The 18505-nt window shown below is 40.5% G+C and carries 17 protein-coding genes; all 17 read right to left on the bottom strand.

Annotated elements, in window-relative coordinates; translation table 11 throughout:
* Positions 1 to 140: 140 nt before the first annotated feature.
* Positions 141 to 365 (bottom strand): YlzJ-like family protein, encoded by a 225-nt coding sequence (locus tag MHI18_RS19175; RefSeq protein WP_340849740.1) that lies wholly within the window; start codon positions 363 to 365, stop codon positions 141 to 143.
* The gene (locus MHI18_RS19170) at positions 362 to 1096 is read right to left on the bottom strand and encodes a ClpP family protease (protein WP_340850335.1); all 735 of its coding nucleotides are present in this window, start codon (positions 1094 to 1096) and stop codon (positions 362 to 364) included. Before MHI18_RS19170 ends, MHI18_RS19175 begins: the two co-directional genes overlap by 4 nt.
* A 120-nt stretch (positions 1097 to 1216) precedes the next feature.
* Positions 1217 to 2890, bottom strand: coding sequence for a ribonuclease J (locus tag MHI18_RS19165; protein ID WP_340849738.1), 1674 nt, complete (start codon positions 2888 to 2890; stop codon positions 1217 to 1219).
* Positions 2891 to 3102: 212 nt separating this feature from the next.
* Entirely contained in the window at positions 3103 to 3972 is an 870-nt protein-coding gene (gene dapA, locus MHI18_RS19160) for a 4-hydroxy-tetrahydrodipicolinate synthase (RefSeq protein ID WP_340849736.1), read from the bottom strand.
* Between the two features lie 24 nt (positions 3973 to 3996).
* On the bottom strand, positions 3997 to 5241 hold the full coding sequence (gene dapG / locus MHI18_RS19155; protein WP_340849735.1) for an aspartate kinase: 1245 nt from the start codon (positions 5239 to 5241) through the stop codon (positions 3997 to 3999).
* Between the two features lie 58 nt (positions 5242 to 5299).
* Positions 5300 to 6355: an aspartate-semialdehyde dehydrogenase gene (gene asd / locus MHI18_RS19150; RefSeq protein WP_340849733.1), complete on the bottom strand. Its 1056-nt coding sequence runs from the start codon at positions 6353 to 6355 to the stop codon at positions 5300 to 5302.
* A gap of 163 nt (positions 6356 to 6518) precedes the next feature.
* On the bottom strand, positions 6519 to 7115 hold the full coding sequence (locus MHI18_RS19145) for a dipicolinate synthase subunit B (RefSeq protein ID WP_340849731.1): 597 nt from the start codon (positions 7113 to 7115) through the stop codon (positions 6519 to 6521).
* Complete coding sequence (gene dpaA / locus MHI18_RS19140; RefSeq protein ID WP_340850334.1) at positions 7112 to 8014, bottom strand: dipicolinic acid synthetase subunit A; 903 nt, start codon at positions 8012 to 8014, stop codon at positions 7112 to 7114. Before dpaA ends, MHI18_RS19145 begins: the two co-directional genes overlap by 4 nt.
* Before the next feature lie 367 nt (positions 8015 to 8381).
* Positions 8382 to 9608, bottom strand: coding sequence for a M16 family metallopeptidase (locus tag MHI18_RS19135; protein ID WP_340849730.1), 1227 nt, complete (start codon positions 9606 to 9608; stop codon positions 8382 to 8384).
* A gap of 42 nt (positions 9609 to 9650) precedes the next feature.
* Entirely contained in the window at positions 9651 to 10628 is a 978-nt protein-coding gene (locus MHI18_RS19130) for a polysaccharide deacetylase family protein (RefSeq protein ID WP_340849728.1), read from the bottom strand.
* A 247-nt stretch (positions 10629 to 10875) separates the two neighbouring features.
* The gene (pnp, locus tag MHI18_RS19125) at positions 10876 to 12990 is read right to left on the bottom strand and encodes a polyribonucleotide nucleotidyltransferase (protein WP_340849726.1); all 2115 of its coding nucleotides are present in this window, start codon (positions 12988 to 12990) and stop codon (positions 10876 to 10878) included.
* A 287-nt stretch (positions 12991 to 13277) separates the two neighbouring features.
* Positions 13278 to 13547: a 30S ribosomal protein S15 gene (gene rpsO / locus MHI18_RS19120; protein WP_340849724.1), complete on the bottom strand. Its 270-nt coding sequence runs from the start codon at positions 13545 to 13547 to the stop codon at positions 13278 to 13280.
* 127 nt (positions 13548 to 13674) lie between these two features.
* Positions 13675 to 14625 (bottom strand): bifunctional riboflavin kinase/FAD synthetase, encoded by a 951-nt coding sequence (gene ribF / locus MHI18_RS19115; RefSeq protein ID WP_340849722.1) that lies wholly within the window; start codon positions 14623 to 14625, stop codon positions 13675 to 13677.
* Positions 14626 to 14660: 35 nt separating this feature from the next.
* Positions 14661 to 15578, bottom strand: a complete 918-nt coding sequence (gene truB / locus MHI18_RS19110; RefSeq protein WP_340849720.1) for a tRNA pseudouridine(55) synthase TruB — start codon at positions 15576 to 15578, stop codon at positions 14661 to 14663.
* 79 nt (positions 15579 to 15657) lie between these two features.
* Positions 15658 to 16026: a 30S ribosome-binding factor RbfA gene (gene rbfA / locus MHI18_RS19105; RefSeq protein WP_040374842.1), complete on the bottom strand. Its 369-nt coding sequence runs from the start codon at positions 16024 to 16026 to the stop codon at positions 15658 to 15660.
* A gap of 18 nt (positions 16027 to 16044) precedes the next feature.
* Positions 16045 to 16326, bottom strand: coding sequence for a DUF503 domain-containing protein (locus MHI18_RS19100; protein ID WP_040374841.1), 282 nt, complete (start codon positions 16324 to 16326; stop codon positions 16045 to 16047).
* Positions 16323 to 18497, bottom strand: coding sequence for a translation initiation factor IF-2 (gene infB, locus MHI18_RS19095; protein WP_340849717.1), 2175 nt, complete (start codon positions 18495 to 18497; stop codon positions 16323 to 16325). The genes MHI18_RS19100 and infB overlap by 4 nt, the downstream gene beginning before the upstream one ends.
* Positions 18498 to 18505 lie beyond the last annotated feature (8 nt).

The following is an 18505-nucleotide window of genomic DNA, read 5'->3' as shown; positions in this document are numbered from 1 at the left end:
TGATTATCTTCTCCTCTATCATTTTAAAAACGGTTTATGTATGTAAATTATCGTATAGAAAGAAGAAAGCAGCCAGATGGCTGCTGATATTCAATAGTAGTCCCAGTATATCATAATTTCACCAGTTTCGCCGTGTTATTCTAGTTTTCAAACTGAATAACCGGAAGAAAAACGCCTGGTTGTACAGACTGATTCAGGTAATCGGCTGGATCTGTACTTAAAACGCGATCCACTCTAAACGAACGCCCTCCTTGATAGTGCACCTGAAGAGGAACACCTTGATATTGAACTTCAAATACCTGTGATAACGAAGGTGCTGCTTCAGCAAAGATTTGTTCCTCAGGTACAATCGTATAAATGGTCACTGTATGAGTCCTCCATTCGTCAGTTCATTTTTTTTATTCATCAATTCATCAAGTTTTCGCATAGCTTGACCAACACCGCCAACCGCATGCATTAATTTATTGTCAACTGCTTCTTGACCGATAATGTTTGTTCCAATATCTCGCGTTAAATTACCTTTGGCAAACATTAATTCCTTAAATGTTTCTTCCTCTATAGCTGAATGTCTTGTTACAAATTTAATCACTCGTTCTTGCATTTTATCTAAATATTCAAACGTTTGCGGGACGCCGATAACCATTCCTGTCAACCGGATTGGATGAATGGTCATTGTAGCTGTTTCCGCAATAAATGAATAATCACAAGAGACCGCAATAGGCACGCCTATTGAATGACCTCCTCCTAAAACGATAGAAACGGTCGGTTTAGAAAGTGATGCGAGCATTTCTGCAATTGCCAATCCTGCTTCGACATCTCCCCCCACCGTATTCAAAATAACTAATAAGCCTTCAATCGAAGGATTTTGTTCAATCGCTACGATTTGAGGGATAACATGTTCATACTTAGTTGTTTTATTTTGCGGCGGCAGCTGCATATGACCTTCAATTTGCCCGATGATCGTTAAGCAATGAACTTTTGAGTCTTTAGACAATTGCGGGACATTGGTTTGACCCAGCTGTTGAATTTTTTCAATTAACGTTGAATTTTTTACTTCTTGACGCCCTTCATCTGGGCTTGGTGTTTGCTCCACTATAACGTTCCCCTTTCTATTTGCGTATGAATTTATTATTGTCCCTGTTGCAAAAGTTCATCCCTTTTATAACTAAATCAAAAAAGCCCCTGACTGAACCAGTCAAGGGCTTCATTGATACGTTTATGAAATTTCCATAATGATTGGTAAAATCATCGGGCGGCGTTTTGTTTTTTCATATAAAAACGAGTTAAGGGTATCGCGCATATCCTGCTTGAGGGTCGACCAATCAAACGGCTGGCGCGAGCCATTTTTCTTAACTACTGCTGTAACAACTTCCGTTGCTTCTTCAAGTAATTTTTCAGACTCTCTAACATAAACAAAGCCTCGTGAAATGATTTCAGGTCCCGCTGCAATCGATTTATCTGATCGATTCAAGGTTACAACTACAAGCAATATTCCATCTTGCGAAAGCAGACGGCGATCACGAAGAACGATATTCCCAACATCTCCAACTCCGCTGCCATCAATCAGAACATTTCCTGCTGTAACTTTGGACGCTAGTCGAATTCTGTCTTTTTTCACTTCAATGATATCGCCCTTATCTGCAACGATAATGTTCTCTTTCGGGATTCCTGCAGCGATTCCCACTTTTTCATGAGAAAATAGATGACGATATTCCCCGTGTACGGGAATTAAGTATTTAGGTTTCATTAAATTAATCATCATTTTTAATTCTTCTTGGCTGCCATGGCCTGATACATGAACACGCTGTTTAGATGAAACGACATTAGCGCCGACTCTAAAGAGCATATCTACGGTTTTAGACAGAATTAATTCGCCCCCTGGAAGCGGTGAAGCTGCAATTAAGACTGTATCTCCTTGCTTAATTGCTACTTGTTTATGTGATTGCTTAGCCATCTTTTGAAGTGCCGTAATAGGCTCTCCTTGATGCCCTGTTGAAAGGATGACAATCTCTTTGTCTTCATAGTGATGGATTTCCGATACGGGAATAATACTCTCTTCTTCCACATCTAAATAACCAAGGTTTAAGGCTGTTTCGTATACACGTTGAAGACTCTTGCCAACAACCGCAACTTTTCTGCCCGTCTGAACAGCAGCATTAAACACGAGTTGAATACGATTCACATTCGAAGCAAAGCAGGCTACTATGATTCGACCTGGCGCATTATAAAAGGCTTGGGCCATTTCCGTTGCAACTAGAGCTTCTGATGGGGTATAGCCTGGTTTTTCCGCCCCTGTACTGTCAGACATTAAGCAGAGAACTCCTTCTTCCCCGATTCTTGCCATTTTCCCAATTTCAGGTTTATAAATACCAGCAGCTGCTTGATCGAATTTAAAATCACCCGTATAGACAATTGCGCCTTCTGATGTATGAATGACAATCCCTACTGAATCCGGAATGCTGTGATTGGTCTTAAAAAAGGTAATGTTTGCTTCAGGAAACTCAAGAACAGTGTCAGATGTAATTTCTACAAATTCCGCATCTTCATAATAGTCTGCTTCTTTAAGATGGGCTTGTATAAGTGCAAGTGTAAGCTTTGCTCCGTAAACAGGTACATCAATATATTTCAAAACATAAGCAAGGGCGCCCATATGATCTTCATGACCATGACTGATAAAAATCCCTCTTAATCTATGTTTATTCTCCATAATATAACTTATATCTGGAATGACAGCGTCAATACCCAGCATTTCTTCTTCTGGAAACATCAATCCTGCATCAAGCATGAATAGATCTTCATTTACCTCTACCACATACATATTTTTGCCTAATTCCCCTTGTCCGCCAAGGGAAATAATTTTGATGCCTTGGTTCTTTTTGTCTCTAGCCAATCGGGTTTCCTCCTTCAAATATATCGCCGTGCACGTTATTCTCTACCCATTATAACCGAAGAAGAAAAAACATGACAACTTATTACTTTTTTACGGATTTATGTAAGTTTATAAAATACTGAAAAGTCGCAAGAGAAAAATAGTAATCGCCTTCATCTTTTATAAAAAAACAAGTCAATTCACTTAGAATCGACTTGTTTAAGTAAAAAAACTTATTTAGACAACAGATCGCTTAAAGTTGTTCTTTCTTGTTCAGTTAGTGGAACCAGCGGAAGCCGTACACCTCCGACATCAATACCAGAGAGCTGTAGAGCGGTTTTAACAGGCGTAGGGTTAGGTGCTGCAAACAAAGCAGTAGTCAGCGGCAAGAGCCTCTGGTGTTCTCTAGCAGCCTCCCTTAGGTCGCCCGTTACGAAGGATTGAATCATCTGCTGCATATCATTTCCTACAACATGAGAAGCAACAGATACTACCCCTGCGCCTCCAATGGCTAACACAGGAAGGGTAAGTGCATCGTCCCCGCTGTATAATCGGAAGTCTTCGTCCGTATTCGCAATTATTTCAGTCATGGCGTTCAAATTACCGCTCGCTTCTTTAACTGCGACAATATTAGTGATTCTAGAAAGCCTGCAAATCGTTTCAGGTTCAATATTAACAGCGGAACGGCCGGGAATATTATACAGCATTACCGGCAGGGCAGTACTTTCTGCAATCGCCTTAAAATGCTGATACAGTCCCTCTTGATTCGTTTTACTATAATAAGGAGCTACCAGCATCACTGCATCCGCACCGTTCGCTTCTGCCCTTTTCGTTAACTCGATTGAAGCATATGTGTTGTTACTCCCTGTCCCCATAATAACAGGAACCCGCTTATCCACGACGTTTACAACATGGCGGAGCAGAGCAATTTTTTCTTCTGCTGAAAGCGTTGGAGATTCCCCTGTCGTTCCAGCAATAACCAATGAATCTGAGCCGTTTTCAATTAAGTAATTAATCAGCGTGGCAGTCTTGCCAAAGTCAAGGTTACCCTTTTTATCAAATGGCGTAACCATCGCTGTTGACACTCTTCCAAAGTCAATCATTAAACACACCTCTTTATAAAAATACTATCTTTCTGTCAGTGGAGATGCCGACGCATCTTCATGTAAATGGAAAGCATCATGAAGTGAGTTTACAGCTTCCACTAGGTCTTCAGCTTTTACCAGCACCCAAATAGTTGTATGGCTGTCTGCAGACTGAAGAATTCCAATTCCTTTTTCTGAAAGGGCTGTGACGATTTTAGACGCTACTCCTGGCACACCATTTATCCCGCCGCCGACAACAGACACCTTCGCGCAGTTTCGTTCAACAAAAGGCTCATAGCCCATGTTCGTCAATGTTTCAATAGCTCGTTCAGTCATTTCTTCCGTCACCGTATAAACGACCGCATTTGGTGATATATTGATAAAATCAACACTGATTGAAGCTTTTGCCATGGCTTTAAAGACCTCTGATTGCAAGTTGTATTGATCTTTTTTTGCTTTCACCTTAATTTGGGTGATATTAGAAACATGAGCAATACCGGTTACTAACCTTTCGCGGATATCGCTGCCCTTTGTACCCTTGGTCACATTAGTTACCAGTGTTCCGATACCATCTGTATAAGTGGATCGAATTCGAATCGGAACTTTTGCCTGCATAGCGATTTCCACCGCTCTAGGATGAATCACTTTAGCTCCCTGGTATGCCATATTACATACTTCATTATACGTAACGACTGAAAGCGGTCTTGCATGTTCAGCTATCCGAGGATCGGCTGTCATGATTCCCTCAACATCAGTAAAGATATCAACCCATTCAGCGGAAAGTGCTGCACCTAGTGCAGCTGCAGAGGTATCGCTGCCACCGCGGCCAATTGTCGTAATGTCACCCGTTTTCGCAGCTCCCTGGAACCCGGCAACCACAACAACATCATTGGTCTCTAATTCTTTTACCAGCCGTTCACACTTCATTTCCATTATTTTAGCATTGGTATGATCGCCGTTCGTATGGAAACCAGCTTGAGCACCTGTAAAAGCTGTAGCTTTTATATCATGCTGAAGAAGCATATTCGTAAAAACTATGGAAGAAATTGTCTCTCCGACCGAGAGCATTAAATCCTGTTCACGTTTGGTTAATTTACTTTCAGTTCCTCCCGCAAGAGAAAGTAGTGTGTCAGTTGCGTACGGTTCCCCTGCTCTGCCCATTGCTGAGACTACAGCCACTACCTTATAGCCTTCACTTATTGCTTTTTTTATATGTCGCTTAGCATGTGAACGGCTTCCCTCGTCACGGACAGAGGTTCCCCCGAATTTCTGGACGATGATTTTCATTTAGCACACCTCAAATACAAGCCAAGTTTACCCCTGGCGCTGCGTTTTCATAGTACATTTATTTACTAGTCACTAATTTTAATTTAAGCAGGCTTTCTGCAATTTGTACAGAATTCCACGCCGCTCCTTTTAGAAGGTTATCAGAGACAATCCATAAATGGAAGCCTTTTGATTCATCAAGGTCTTTTCTTATTCTTCCGACAAATACTTCATTTTTGCCAACGGATGTGGCAGGCATAGGATAAACTTGATTATCCGGATCATCTTGAAGAACAACTCCCGGCGCTTCTTTCAGTAATTCTTTAATATCTCCTGCTGAAATCCCATCCGTGTTAATTTCAACGTAAACAGACTCAGAATGACCTGTTTCTACAGGGAGACGTACACAAGTAGCTGCCACACTCAACTCCGGCATGTGCATAATTTTTTTAGTTTCATTAATCATTTTCATTTCTTCAAATGTAAACCCATTTTCTTCAAACTTATCAATCTGCGGGATAACATTAAAAGCAATTTGGTAATGATTCTCCCCACTGCCTACCGGAAGAATTTTAGGTTCAATTTCCTTGCCTTCAAGAAGGTCACGTGACTGCTCCTTTAATTCTGCAATAGCAGCGGCTCCTGCCCCAGACACAGCCTGATAGGTTGAAACAACTACTTTGCTTATTCCATATGCTTTGCGCAGCGGTTCTAAGGCTGCTACCATTTGAATAGTTGAGCAGTTCGGATTAGCTATAATGCCATTATGTTTAAGAAGATCCTGTTCATTTACTTCTGGGACGACGAGCGGAACATCCACTGCCATACGAAAAGCGCTTGTATTATCGATTACGATTGCTCCGCGTTCTACGGCTGCAGGAGCTAATTCTTTTGATACATTTCCTCCTGCACTGAATAAAGCAATATCTATTCCTTCAAAGCTTTCAGGTTTTGCTTCCTGAACAACGTATTCTTTATTTTTAAAGGTAACTTTTTTCCCTGCTGAACGAGCCGAGGATAAGAGAAGAAGATTTTTTATCGGCAGATTTCTAGATTCAAGTGTTTTAATCATCTGCTTTCCAACCGCACCGGTTGCTCCAATAACTGCTATGTTTAGTCCCTGTATCTCTACCATTGTCTATTTCCCCTTTTCATCAAACCTTGACTGTAAAAAGCCAAAAGCGTTAATTATCATTTTTATGTTAGAATATCACCCATTTTAACATATTAACGTCTCAAAGAAATAGACTTTTACTAAATATTCGGGATATATAGCAGTTGATATGGAACTCATTTACTTATTCTTCTTTATAGCGCTCAATAATGACCGGTTGCAATTGTTCTCCGCTTAACGCGGCCACGATGGTTTCTCTAATTAAACTCATTCTTGCAACCATACTGTTCGGTTTATTAATCGGATCATCCTGCCCATAGGGAACAAAATATAAGTCTTTTGCTGCCATAAGCCTCATTAAATTAACACCATTAAGACCTAATGCATCGTTGGTGGAAATTCCAAGAACTACTGGCCGGTGATTCCTCATTGTGGCCTTCGCAGCCATTAATACAGGGCTGTCAGTCAATGCGTTAGCCATCTTACTCATCGAATTGCCCGTCATAGGAGCAATGACCATGCAAGCTAACGGCATTTTAGGTCCCAGCGGTTCTGCTTTTACAATTGTATCGACAACAGGATAACCCGTCAATTTTTCAATACGGGCAACCCAATCTTCCCCTTTGCCAAACCGAGTTTCCGTATTCTTTACTGTCCCAGATACAATAGGAATGACATCTGCTCCCTCATTAACCAGCTTTTCTATTTCAGGATACACATCATCATAGGTACAATGGGAACCCGTTAACCCAAAACCAATTCTGACACCCTTTAGATTCATTTTTTCTTTCCCCTTTCATTTTTCAAATCTTCTTGAATCAACTGTGATAAGGCATTAGCTAAGATTCGTCCTGCCGTTTTAGGAGCAACAATTCCTGGAAGGCTCGGTGCAAGTAATGCTTTAATCCCCCTTTTTTCAGCATAGCGAAAATCAGTGCCTCCAGGCTTTGAGGCTAAATCAATAATAAGTGTATGAACTGGCATGGCTGCAAGTACACTAGCTGTAAGAATCGGATGGGGTACAGTATTTACACAAATATCCACATCCCTCATCACATGAACCAACTCATTAAAATGAAATGGCGTTAACCCCATTTCTATGATGCGGGCGATATCTTCACTCTTGCGTGCCCCTACCTTTACTTTTGCCCCCATAGCTTGAAAGGTTCTAGCGGTCGTCATTCCAACACGTCCAAGTCCGAGCACGGCAATAGTAGAACCATGAATGGTAAAGTCAGTATGCTGAATGGCCATCATAATTGTCCCTTCTGTAGTAGGGATGGAATTATAGATAGCGACATCATCTCGTTCAAATAGCAAAACTAAACGACGATTGGTCTTTTTAACTAGCGTATCTAAATAAGTATTGCTGATTCCGGAATAAATCGTACAATGCGACGGAGTTTTAGAAAGGACTTCATCTGTAAGGTACACTTCTTCATTCGAAAAGATGGTTTCCACCTTTCCCTCGAGATTCGTTCCAGGAACAGGCAGGATAATGGTATCTACTTCAGAAAAATCAACATCTTCAACCTTCTCTTTGACTGCACCAGTAAAGGCGTGATCGAGTTGTTCAAAGCCTATTAAACTAAGCTTCGCATCCATTTCGGTTAATTTACGGATAACCTCAAGCTGACGCGCATCTCCACCTATTACTGCAATTTGCATGCCTGTTAGCATCAAACGGTCACCTTCTTTATTGAAAATGGCTTCTTTCCGTAATTCGTACATTCACAGTGTATGTGGTTAAAAAAAATGAGTGTTTGGACTGTAGGGAATGATTTTATCTTCCGCAGATTCACTAGCAAAGCAAAATAAAAAGCCGCTTGATAGCGGCTTCAATCAGCGAGACTATTCAGTTGATGAAAGTAAAACCTCTCTTGCCTTGCCTTGATACAGCCTTCCGCACTGAAAAGCACCTGAAGTGCACATAATTAGACAGACATGCAGGCAGGTAGAGCACCTGGTCGATATGCCCTATATTCAACAAAATCTAGGTATAAGCAAAAAAACTCAAAACCTGTCTCAAGTACAGGTTTTGAGTGATTTATTTCCAGTCATCCATCGGACTGACTAGGGATATTGAATAATGATCAGTGAAAATACGATTAGCAAGCATGTTGACACTTTCAATTGAAACTTCGTCAATTAAGTATATGATATCGTCTAGTGAACGATGGTTTTTAAGGAGCAGCTCATTTTTACCATTACGGCTCATTCTGCTGTTTGTTGATTCTAATCCTAGCATTAAACTTCCTTTTAGCTGCTCTTTGCTATTTCTTAGTTCTTTTTCACTTATGCCATCTTTCTTTAATAAGGCAATCGTCGATTGAATCGTTTCGAACAAGCTGTTGAGTTGATTAGCACCTGTTCCTCCATAGACAGTAACCATTCCACTGTCTTGATATGCAGAATGATACGAATACACTGAGTATGCTAGTCCTCTTTGTTCACGCACTTCCTGGAAGAGCCGGCTGCTCATACTGCCGCCAAGAATATTATTTAACGTGATCAGGCTGTACATATCAGGATCACCTATTGGCAGTCCTTCAAAACCGAGACATAAATGAGCCTGCTCTGTTTCTTTCTTACGTGTTAATTTGTTTTGATGGAAAACGGGTTTATCCAGAACATGATTCGTTGTACCGCCGGTATAAGAACCAAAGAAATCTTCCGCTTCCTTAATTAATTTTTCATCTACATTTCCAGCAATTGAAATGACTACACGATCTGGAGTATAAAAATCATGGACATATTGTTTCATTGTGCTGCTTGTAAATGTTTCGAGCGTACTTTCTGTTCCGAGTATTGGATAACCAAGTGCGTTATCCTCATAAACAGCTTTGCTTAATAAATCATGGACAATGTCGTCAGGTGTATCTTCATACATCTTGATCTCTTCGTAGACAACATTTTTTTCTTTTTTCATTTCTTCTTCATCAAAAGTAGAATTGAAGAACATATCGGCCAGAATCTCTAATGCAAAACTAGCATGCGTATCAAGGACTTTCGCATAGTAGCAAGTATATTCCTTAGAAGTGAAGGCATTAACCTGCCCTCCGATGCTATCGAACGCCTCAGCAATTTCTCTAGCATTTCGAGTCGCTGTCCCCTTAAAGAACATATGTTCCAAGAAGTGAGAAATACCATTTAATTCAGGTGTTTCATCTCTTGAACCGGTTTTAATCCATACACCAATTGCAACTGAGCGGACTGTTGGGATATTTTCTAGTACAACTCTTGCTCCGTTTTGGCATGTATATTTCTTAATCAACAAACATTCCTCCCTAGTTCTTGTTGCTCATTTCGCTCTCACTTACTCATGCGTATGAACGATTCTCTTTTCATCTACTGCTTCTGTTACAGTTACAACATGAAAATTTTGTTTCTTAAACTCCGTAATTAACTGGTCAAGTGAGTTTGCTGTCGATTCTGTCGGATGCATTAACACAAAGGCACCAGGGTGAATTTTGGAAAGGACCCGCTTTTGCAATAATTCCGGACTCGGTTTTTGCCAATCAATGGTGTCCACACTCCATAATACCGTATTTAAACCGAGTGAGTCTGCAATTTTGACTGTTTCTTCTCGAAAACTTCCACTCGGCGGAGCAAACCAGGTGACATCCCTGCCCGTAACTGCTTTTATTACTTCAGTCGTCTTTAGAATTTCATCCTTGGAAGCTTGACTGGAAATCCGCTCCATATTCGGATGTGAATACGAATGGTTGCCGATTTCATGCCCGCCCTCTGCTATCATCTTAGCCAATTCTGGATTGTTTTTAGTCCATCTTCCTTCTAAAAAAAAGGTCGCTTTCACTTGATGTTTTTTGAGGACTGCCAACATGTCCTGAAGATATTCATTCCCCCAAGCCACATTAATCAGCAAGGATACGGTCGGTTTCTCTGGATGGGCTCGGTAAATAGGTACTGGTTCTAGTTCATTCATATGAACAGCAGGAGGGATTTGATTGAAAATGAGTTTCTTTTTATCGAATACCCCGTTCTTTTTCATTAGCTTGTAGGAGTCCTTAACGTTTACCTGCAGGCCATTTAACCCCGGAACCAACTTCCATACCCGATCAATTCGTGCGTCTTGTGGAGCTACCTCATATTTAGAGGCACTTTGTTCAATTTCTAAATAAAGCGAATCCTTCTCTTTAACCGTACCTGTGACGACAACAGATGGTTTTGTTAAACCAGCTACATATTGATCAGTATAAGGATTTTGCACCAATAACCATGATATACCTGCTATCATACAAATCGCAACTAAACGTTTCCACTTATTGCCCATTTCCACTGCCTCCTTCATACATAGCTTGCTTTCGCAAGTACCCTTAGGATGGCTTTGCTCAACCTCTTTAGTCATAAAAGATATACACTCTTTTTTCCCAAAGAAAAGAAAAAAGCTCTATTCCCTTGTCCTTATTAAAAAGAGTATGAAATAGAGCAGTGGCGTAGAACATTGAATGGGTCTTTAGCATAGCAAAAAAGGCAGTGCGAATTCACAAGGAACCGCCTGCCTTTTTCCTTAATTCTCATTATTCTTGAGAATTAGCTGCTTCTTTTTGAGCTTTTAAAACGGCTTTGCGAGAAAGATTAACCCGCCCTTGCTTATCAATTTCAGTAACTTTCACTTCAATTTCATCACCAATTGCCAAGATATCTTCTACTTTGCCGACTCTTTCCTCAGCAAGCTCAGAGATATGGACTAGCCCGTCTTTACCAGTAAAGATTTCAACGAAGGCACCGAATTTTTCAATCCGTTTTACTTTACCGAGATAAACTTCGCCAACCATTACTTCACGAACGATATCTTCAATAATTTTCTTAGCCTTTTCATTCATATCTTGTTCAGTAGACGCAATGAAGACTGTTCCATCTTGTTCAATGTCAATCTTCACACCAGTTTCTTCGATGATTTTGTTGATTTGTTTTCCGCTTGGTCCAATAACATCGCGAATCTTATCAGGATTGATTGACATCGTCAATATTTTTGGAGCGTATTTAGAAAGCTGAACACGTGGTCCATTAATCGTAGCCAGCATTGATTCAAGGATATGCAAACGACCGCGTTTTGCTTGCTGTAATGCTTCCTCAAGGATTTCTCTTGAAAGTCCTTCGATTTTAATATCCATTTGCAGGGCAGTTACACCTTGAGCTGTTCCGGCCACTTTAAAGTCCATATCGCCAAGATGATCTTCCATTCCTTGGATATCAGTAAGAATCGAATAATCTTCTCCAGTTTTCACCAAGCCCATTGCAATACCAGCAACTGGTGCTTTAAGTGGTACTCCAGCATCCATCATTGCCAATGTGCTTGCACAAATGCTAGCCTGTGAAGTCGATCCATTTGATTCAAGAACTTCAGAAACAAGACGAATGGTATAAGGGAAATCCTTTTCATCCGGAAGAACTTGCTCTAGAGCTCGTTCACCTAATGCACCATGTCCGATTTCACGACGGCCTGGTCCACGTAATGGTCCAGTTTCACCAACACTGAAATGCGGGAAGTTATAATGATGCATAAAGCGTTTTGACTCTTCTGTACCCAGACCATCAAGAATCTGAACATCGCCCATGGCACCAAGTGTACAAATTGAAAGTGCTTGAGTTTGTCCGCGAGTGAATAATCCAGAACCATGAGTACGTGGAAGAATCCCTACTTCTGAAGATAAAGGTCTAATTTCATCCGGATTACGGCCATCTGGACGTACTTTCTCTTCCGTAATTAAACGGCGGACTTCAGATTTAACCAGTTTATTTAAGATTTCTTTAATTTGTTTTAGTTTATCTTCATCGGTTTCTTCAGTATAGTTTTCCATTACACTGTCTTTAACCACTTTTATTGCTGCTTCACGTGCATGCTTTTCTTGAACTTGTACAGCTTTGTTCAAGTCAGCTCCACACATGCCTTTAAGTTCAGCTTCTAATTCTTGATCAAGCTGATACAGTTTAACTTCCATTTTTGGTTTGCCGATTTCAGCAGCAATCATCTCTTGGAATTCAATTAACTTCTTAATCTCATCATGTCCGAACATGATTGCTTCAAGCATTGTTTCTTCCGGTACTTCCTTCGCTCCGGCTTCAACCATGTTGATTGCATCCTTTGTTCCAGCAACAATCAGATTGATATCACTGTTTTCCATTTGTTCAACAGATGGATTGACAACAAATTCATTGTTGATACGGCCGACAATAACACCGGCAATTGGACCACCAAAAGGAATGTCAGAAACACATAATGCAAGTGAAGAACCGAACATCGCAGCCATTTCAGATGAACAGTCTTGTTCCAAGCTCATAACCATGCTGATAAGCTGAACATCATTCCGGAATCCGTCAGCAAAAAGCGGACGAATTGGACGATCAATTAAACGACTAGCCAAGATTGCTTTTTCACTTGGGCGGCCTTCACGTTTAATAAATCCTCCTGGAATCTTACCTACTGCATATAATTTTTCTTCATAATTCACAGTCAACGGGAAGAAATCAAGGTTTTTCGGTTCTTTTGACGCTGTAGCTACACTTAGTACTGCTGTTTCTCCGTACCGAACTAGAACTGCTCCGTTCGCTTGCTTAGCCAATTGGCCAATTTCAACAGTCAAGGTGCGTCCTGCCCATTCGTAAGAGTACGTATGTTTTTCTTGTCCCATTCTTTAATAAACCCCTCTCTAAATCTTCACTATAGAGGTTCGGTATCTATTACCTAAACCTTTACTTACATGTATGTGTTAAGTTGTTGAAAACTAATTAAACCAAACTATTCCTATTATGCACGAAAAAAACGTGCATTAACAGCAAAATGAACGTTTCTAAAAAATATCTATTAAGCGTTCAATGCTTTTAACATGACTCCTTATGTATAAAACCGTTTTTACTATACGGTATTTACTTCTAATAACATCAAAAAAGCGGGAAAATTCCCGCTTTTCCTGATTGCTTATCGACGAAGGCCTAAGCGTGTAATTAATTCACGGTAACGTGCTACGTCATTGTTACGAAGGTAAGATAAAAGATTACGACGCTTACCTACCATTTTAAGAAGTCCACGACGTGAATGATGATCTTTTTTGTGAATACGTAAATGTTCGTTCAAGCTGTTGATATCTGCAGTAAGTACAGCAATCTGTACTTCTGGAGATCCTGTGTCAGTGTCGTGAGTACGGTACTCAGCGATAATTTCGTTTTTGCGTTCTTGTGTAATTGCCATTGTTAAATTCCTCCTAAAGTTTCTTGTAAAATCACCAATTACTGAGCCAGCGCCGGAGTTGCAACTAGCCGAGAAACGGTTATTTCATACTTATAAAGAATACATCTTTTCCGGTGCATTTGCAAGTCTATTGATTTAATAGCATAAAATAGTTTACGGCTTGTTCTTTATCGGCTTCAATTTGCTGAACCAATGCATCCAATCCAGAGAACTTCTGCTCGCTCCTAATTCGTTTATGCCAAGCAACCTGCAGCTTCTGTCCATACAGGTCTCCAGTAAAATCGAGAATATGGACCTCGACAGCCGGGAACTCCGGTTTTTCTTCATTGAATGTGGGTTTATAGCCTACATTACAAACACCGTTGAACCAAGTTTCGTTTATTTTCGCACGAACCGCATACACTCCAGTGGCTGGGAATATATACTCATCATCTATTCTGAGGTTAGCCGTAGGAAAACCAAGTTTCCTTCCCCGCTTTTCTCCATGAATAACAATGCCTTGAGAAAGATAATAACGACCAGTTAAATGATAAAAACCAGTGAAATCTCCCATCTTTAAGATGGACCGAATTCGTGTCGAACTGATTTTTTCATCTTCTAGTGTTTGTTTAGACACCACGGTAATGAAAAACTGACCTTTTGAGTGGCTTTCGAGCGTTTCCATCGTTCCTTCACCATAGTGTCCATATGTATAATCAAAACCCGCAACAACATGCTTAGCGTTTATCGCGATTAAATATTGATCAACGAACTGCTCTGGTAAGAGGCGTGCAAATTCCTTAGTAAATCTAATAATGAATAAATAATCTACACCCGTATCCCTGATTATGTCTATCTTATCATCGAGAGGTGTGATGTAACGGATGTTTTCATCCCTCTTGCCTAACACGACAGAAGGATGGGGATCAAAGGTCATAACAGCAGATTTTAAGCCAAATTCCTCTGCTTTCGATCTTGCTGTTTGAATGACCGCTTGGTGTCCAATATGTATTCCATCGAAAAAACCAAGTGCGATTGAAAGTTTCGGGAAATCGGCTTGGTTAAACGATTGGGGATGCTCAATGACAATAACTTCCACGACAAATCTCCTCTTTCTTACATTACAGACTGCTATTATCCAATTTCCAATATTTTTACAGGTTTAATCAACTGGTCCTTTTCAGGATGCAGCTGGTATATGGCTAATGCCTTCTCATTTAAATCTACCATAACAAACGGAACACCCCGTTGAACGGTTAAATCGGCTGGCTGCGGTAAAACCGCTCCATTTAGTACTTTCTTTGCTACTGTATCATTAATCTGATATTTCGGCAAATGATACAAACCTCGTTCAATTGGCTGTAAAAACTCAGCTTCTTTTCCCTGTTCCATCAATTCAGAAACTGCTTCTAACGTTTGGCAATCTGCCAGTGTAAACCCTGCACTTTCGGTTCTTATTAAATTTGACATATGAGCAGGATATCCAAGTTTTTCACCAATATTAACAGCTAGTGTGCGTATATACGTCCCTTTAGAGCAGCTTACTCTGAAGCGGAAAGAAATTCGTTCTCCAGTAAATACTTCACGGTCATCAAGCAGTGTTAATTCATGAATCGTTACTTCCCTTGACGGTCTTTCTACTTCTATGCCTGCTCGAGCATATTCATAGAGCTTTTTGCCATTGATCTTAACCGCTGAAAACATAGGAGGTGTTTGACGAATAATGCCCGTGAAATCTTTTAACACATCGAGAATTTGCTTTCGGGAGAACTCCTCCACAATTGCTCGTTCTTCTACTACTTCACCGCTGGCATCTTCTGTTGTAGTAGAAAACCCTAAAGTCACTTCTCCTTCATACGACTTCCCAGCTTCCGTAATGTACTCCGCAACCTTTGTCGCTCGGCCGATACAGATGGGCAATACTCCGGTCACATCGGGATCAAGTGTGCCAGTATGACCAACTTTTTTTGTCTTTAAGATTTTTCTTAATTTGAACACACAATCATGCGATGTCATTCCCTTAGGTTTTAATAGTGGTAAAATTCCATCCATTTGTGAAGGTCTCCTTTTCATGAAGTGGGCAGAAAAAAAGATAGACAAATTGATGTCTATCCTTTTTCCGCTTAACACATTATTCTTCTTCGTCTTTTGCAGGTTTATCATCTGAATTAATCTGATGGATTAACGTATCAATCCGGTGTCCATACATAATGGATTCATCAAACTCGAAAGAAATCTCCGGAGTTTTCCGTAAGCGAATTCGTTGTCCAATTTCAGAACGAATGAATCCTTTAGCTTGGGAAAGACCTTTTAGTGTTTTTTCTTTCTGCTCTTCGTCTCCTAAAACAGAAATATAAACGATAGCATGCTGCAAGTCACCAGTAACCTCTACATCTGTTACGGTAACAAAGCCGATGCGGGGATCCTTGATTTTCCGGCCAATGATGTCACTCATTTCTTTCTTCATCTGTTCACCAACACGATTTGCACGAAGGCTCATACTATTCACCTCGCTGACTTATAGCCATTCTATATTTGTTAGTGTGCGCTCTATTTCAGGAAATGAATCCAGAAATAGAAGGGCATTTTGTAATTCTCTCTCAGTTGCCATTCGGGAGGAGGATACAGTAACAATGGCAAGCGCACTTCGCTGCCAAAGATCCTGGTACCCAACCTCAGCCACAGAAATATTGAATTTCTGCTTAAGTCTTGAAATAATACGCTGCAGCACGGCCCGTTTTTCTTTTAAAGAATGCGCATCATAGATGATACATTCAAATTCGGCAGAGCCGACGATCATTTACGTTCGATCTCCTGCATTACGTAAGCTTCAATAATGTCGCCTTCTTTAAGATCATTGAAGTTTTTAATCGTAATTCCACACTCATAGTTCTGTGCAACTTCTTTTACTTCGTCTTTGAAGCGTTTTAAGGTATCAAGTTCGCCTTCAAAAATAACGATGCCGTCACGAATTAAGCGGACACCCGAGTCACGAGTTAATTTACCTTCAGTTACGTACGATCCAGCAATTGTACCCACTTTCGATACTTTGAACGTAGTCCGTACTTCTGCTTGGCCGATGACTTTTTCTTCGAATTCAGGATCAAGCATCCCTTTCATCGCTGCATCAATTTCTTCAATTGCTTTGTAAATGATACGGTGTAGACGAACATCAACATTTTCTGAGTCAGCTGCACGTTTCGCATTTACATCTGGGCGTACATTGAAACCAATAACGATTGCATTAGAAGCCGCCGCTAGAATAATATCGGATTCAGTAATCGCACCGACACCTGTATGAATAATTTTAACTTTTGCACCTTCTACTTCAATTTTTCTCAGTGAGGCAGCAACGGCTTCAGCAGAACCTTGAACATCCGCTTTTAATACGATATTCAATTCTTTGATGTCGCCTTGTTTCATTTGTTCAAACAAGTTATCTAATGTAACAACTGATTTTTCATTACGTTGTGAAGCCAATTGGCGTTGAGCCCTTGTTTCCCCAACTTGGCGAGCTGTCCTTTCATCATTAAAGACGATGAAACGATCTCCTGCTTGCGGAACTTCATTTAGACCTGTTAACTCAACAGGTGTTGATGGGCCTGCTTCTTTTACTCGGCGTCCTAAATCATTCAGCATTGCTCTTACACGTCCAAAGCTGTTACCTACTACGATCGGATCTCCGATTTTAAGGGTACCATTTTGAACAAGAAGTGTAGCAACTGTTCCGCGGCCTTTATCTAGACGCGCTTCAATTACTGTACCAATAGCGTTACGCTCTGGATTAGCTTTGTATTCATTCACTTCACCAACAAGAAGAATCATTTCAAGAAGACTTTCGATTCCTTCGCCATTTTTCGCTGAAATCGGTACGAAGATAACATCTCCGCCCCATGCTTCAGAAACAAGGCCATGTTCAGTTAATTCTTGCATAACACGATCAGGATTAGCTGATGGTTTATCCATTTTATTAACAGCTACAATAATTGGAACCTCAGCCGCTTTTGCATGGTTGATTGCTTCAATTGTCTGCGGCATTACACCATCGTCAGCTGCAACAACTAGGATTGTTATATCTGTAATTTGAGCACCGCGGGCACGCATCGTTGTGAACGCAGCATGTCCTGGAGTATCTAGGAATGTAATTTTCTTTCCTTTGATCTCAACTTGGTAAGCTCCGATATGCTGTGTAATTCCACCGGCTTCGCCTTCGGTTACTTTTGTATTCCGAATAGAGTCTAGTAATGTTGTTTTACCATGGTCAACGTGTCCCATGATCGTAACAACTGATGGACGTTCAATTAGATTGTCGGCATTGTCTTCTGTTACCAATGACTCAAGATCCGTAAGATCGACCAGTACTTCTTCTTCAACCTCTACGCCATACTCACTAGCAATCAATTCAATTGCATCTTTTTCAAGTGATTGGTTAATGGTTGCCATTACACCAAGCATGAAGAGTTTTTTGATGATTTCAGAAGGCTCACGGTGCAGCTTCTTAGCTAATTCCGTTACAGTCAGAGACTCTGTAAATGAAATTTTGGTTGGAAGCTCTCTTTCTTTTCTTTTTTGCACGGGTGCAGCCTGTGGTGAATGAGAAGGCTTGTGCTTCACGTTATTCCGGTTACGATTGTTGCCGCGTCCGCCTTTATTAAAAGGTTTTGACCCAGCTGCAGCCGGTTTAACAGGTGGTTTTTTCTTAAGTTTTTCTTTGCTTGCTGTACCAGTACCTTTTTCATTCGCTTCTTCTTCGTATTTTTCAACGACTTTTGAAGCCGGCTGGCTGTTTGTGCTGTCTGCTGTAGTTGATTGATTTTTATTTAATGTATCGTTTAATTTATTAACCGTAGAATCGTCTAATGCTGTCATATGATTGGATACCTCTATGTTCATTTCTTTGAGTTTATTTATTACGTCTTTACTTGAAACATTTTTCTCTTTTGCATATTCGTACACGCGCATTTTAGTCATACGTTCAC

This window comes from Peribacillus sp. FSL H8-0477 (genome assembly GCF_038002765.1).
GTDB lineage: Bacteria > Bacillota > Bacilli > Bacillales > DSM-1321 > Peribacillus.
Note: the sequence above shows the minus strand (reverse complement) of the source record. Positions and strands in the feature narration are given on the sequence as shown.

Bases quoted from the DNA above. Each gene is read 5' to 3' on its own strand.
- dapA (WP_340849736.1), bottom strand. From the start codon at position 3,972: ATGATTGACTTTGGAAGAGTGTCAACAGCGATGGTTACGCCATTTGAT.
- dapG (WP_340849735.1), bottom strand. From the start codon at position 5,241: ATGAAAATCATCGTCCAGAAATTCGGGGGAACCTCTGTCCGTGACGAG.
- asd (WP_340849733.1), bottom strand. From the start codon at position 6,355: ATGGTAGAGATACAGGGACTAAACATAGCAGTTATTGGAGCAACCGGT.
- MHI18_RS19145 (WP_340849731.1), bottom strand. From the start codon at position 7,115: ATGAATCTAAAGGGTGTCAGAATTGGTTTTGGGTTAACGGGTTCCCAT.
- dpaA (WP_340850334.1), bottom strand. From the start codon at position 8,014: ATGCTAACAGGCATGCAAATTGCAGTAATAGGTGGAGATGCGCGTCAG.
- MHI18_RS19130 (WP_340849728.1), bottom strand. From the start codon at position 10,628: ATGGGCAATAAGTGGAAACGTTTAGTTGCGATTTGTATGATAGCAGGT.
- pnp (WP_340849726.1), bottom strand. From the start codon at position 12,990: ATGGGACAAGAAAAACATACGTACTCTTACGAATGGGCAGGACGCACC.
- rpsO (WP_340849724.1), bottom strand. From the start codon at position 13,547: ATGGCAATTACACAAGAACGCAAAAACGAAATTATCGCTGAGTACCGT.
- truB (WP_340849720.1), bottom strand. From the start codon at position 15,578: ATGGATGGAATTTTACCACTATTAAAACCTAAGGGAATGACATCGCAT.
- rbfA (WP_040374842.1), bottom strand. From the start codon at position 16,026: ATGAGCCTTCGTGCAAATCGTGTTGGTGAACAGATGAAGAAAGAAATG.
- MHI18_RS19100 (WP_040374841.1), bottom strand. From the start codon at position 16,326: ATGATCGTCGGCTCTGCCGAATTTGAATGTATCATCTATGATGCGCAT.
- infB (WP_340849717.1), bottom strand. From the start codon at position 18,497: ATGACTAAAATGCGCGTGTACGAATATGCAAAAGAGAAAAATGTTTCA.